Consider the following 2,295-nt stretch of genomic DNA (forward strand, 5'->3'; position numbering starts at 1 on the left):
CCAATATCGAGGTTGAGAGCGCCTATCGGCAGGATGCGATCTCACATGCGGGCGCCATTGGCCTTGGTCAGCTGATGCCCGATACCGCGCGCGACCTCGGCGTTGAGGGTGAAAGCATCCGCTCGATCATCGCGGGCGACACCGAGGGCTTCGAGATCGATGGCGTGCCCGGAGGCCAGGCATTTGCAATCAAGCCCGTCGCGCGCGGTGTCCATACCAATGTGACCGTCTACACGAACAGGCGCAGCTACTATTTCAACGTCGAGGAGGTTCGCAGCCCGACCTTCTATGTGGTGCAGTTCCGCTATCCTGATGACGCTGGGCGCCCGACTCGAGCCATCGCCGCCCAAGCGCCAAACTACAATTACGGTGCCAGCGCGCGGACCGAGTTTACGCCAACCCGCATCTGGGATGACGGGACGTTCACGTATTTCGCGTTTCCAAGAAACGCGCCTGTGCCCGCGATCTTCCGCTACGCGGGCGGCCGCGAGCGCACGGTCAACACGCAAACTCCTGAAGACGGCGTGATCCGCGTCAGCGGCGTGAACCGACAATGGGTCCTGCGACTTGGCGAAGAGGTGGTCTGCATCGAGGCGATCCCGCCCGCGGAGGCCACCTCATGAGCGATACCGGGAACACCGAGATGGAAAAACGCCTCGCCGCCCTTGAGAAAGGCAGTGCCCGCGCCCCCACGGCGTCGCAGCGCCGGTCGCCCCTTCTCGCGCTGATCGTGGTCCTCGTCATCGGCGCAGGTGGTGCCCTGCTCTATCTCCTCTCACAGCCCGACGAAGAGGAAGCCTTGCCGACGGCCACCCCGGACGTCTTCCAAAACGAGGGGGACGGCTTTGGCGCTATCGAGACCTTGCCTCCGCCCGAGCCCGAGGTTGTGTTTGTCGGACCGGATCCAGTCGAGCCCAACGCGGAGCTTCTGGCGCAGATCACCGCGCTGCAGGCTCAGATCGAGGAATTACGCAACGCCCCCGAACCGGTCGTCGAGGCAGACACCGCCGCCGCAGAGGCGATCGACGCGCTGACCGCTCAGATCGCTGCGCTACAAGCCGCCTCGGAAGCCGCACAGCAACGATTCCAGGACGAACTGACGGCGCGGGATCGCAGCCTTGAGCAATTACGCATGGATCTGGAACTGGCCCAACTCGAGGCCAGCCGACCCCAGCCCGCCCCAGCGGGCCCCACGGAGGATGAGCTGCGCGCACGCGAGCAAGAGCGACTGCGCCGCGAGGAAGAAGCCCGGCGCATGGCCGAGCTGGAGCGCCGCGCCGCGGAGGAACGCGCCTTCCAGGAGCGGCGCATCGCCTCGCCCACCATCGCGTTTGGCGGCACGTCCGGAGCGAATGAAACGGCTCTGACCGAACGCACCTTCGGCGAGGTGACGGATTTCGTGCTGAACGGGGCGCTGCCCTCGACGGTGACGCAGGCCGAGGTGATCGCCAATCCCTCCAACACCATCATCCAGGGCACCATGATCCAGGCCGTCATGGAAACCGCCCTCGACAGCTCGCTTCCCGGCCAGACCCGGGCCGTGGTCTCCGAGGATGTCTACAGCGTCGATGGCGTGCGCCTCTTGATCCCCCGCGGATCCCGTCTCGTCGGGCGCTACCGCGCTGGCGTCGATATCGCGCAGCGCCGCGTCACGATCGCCTGGGACCGGATCATCCTGCCCGACAACCAGACCGTCCAGATCAGCTCCTTCGGAGGTGATGAACTGGGCCGTTCTGGCGTCACCGGCTTCGTGGACACACGCTTCGCCGAGCGTTTCGGGTCGGCCGCCCTGATCTCGCTGATCTCCGCAGCACCCAGTGCCGCCGCCTCCGAAGTCCAGGATGAGACTGCCGCCGACGCTCTCGAAGACGTTGGCGATGATCTGGCAGATGCCACGGACAGCGTCATAGGCGATTACCTCTCCATCGGCCCCGTCATCTATGTCGACCAGGGCGCCCGCGTCACGGTCATGGTCGACCGCGATCTGGAGGTATTCTGAGCCCATGTCTCTGAGCTATCTCGAAACCTCGCTCGACCGGATCAACGCCGCCGCTCGCGACGACGTCATCGAGATCTGCATCAATCCCGACGGGACCTGTTGGGGCGAATTCCAGGGCGATCACTTCATGCGCGCGCTCGACCAGAGGCTCACGGCCGTTCAGGTCAGGGATCTCGGCAACCAGATCGCCTCCTCGGCCAACACGACGATGAGCAAGGACCGCCCCATCGTCTCGGTTTCGATCACCTACAAGGGGCGCCCGATCCGCGCGCAGGTCATCACCCCGCCCGCCGTGC

2 protein-coding genes and 1 pseudogene are annotated in these 2,295 nt (G+C 65.3%); all 3 read left to right on the forward strand.

Going from position 1 to position 2,295, the window contains the following annotated elements; translation table 11 throughout:
- Nucleotides 1-623, forward strand: a 623-nt coding sequence (locus tag EP376_RS22535; protein ID WP_240652495.1) for a TrbG/VirB9 family P-type conjugative transfer protein, incomplete at its 5' end; no start/stop codon positions are given.
- Complete coding sequence (locus EP376_RS22540; protein ID WP_127657709.1) at nucleotides 620-1,999, forward strand: TraB/TrbI/VirB10 family type IV secretion system protein; 1,380 nt, start codon at nucleotides 620-622, stop codon at nucleotides 1,997-1,999. The genes EP376_RS22535 and EP376_RS22540, both read left to right, overlap by 4 nt.
- A gap of 4 nt (nucleotides 2,000-2,003) precedes the next feature.
- Nucleotides 2,004-2,295: pseudogene (locus EP376_RS22545) on the forward strand (type II secretion system protein E); the annotation flags it as partial.

This window comes from Alexandriicola marinus (genome assembly GCF_004000435.1).
GTDB classification, from domain to species: domain Bacteria; phylum Pseudomonadota; class Alphaproteobacteria; order Rhodobacterales; family Rhodobacteraceae; genus Alexandriicola; species Alexandriicola marinus.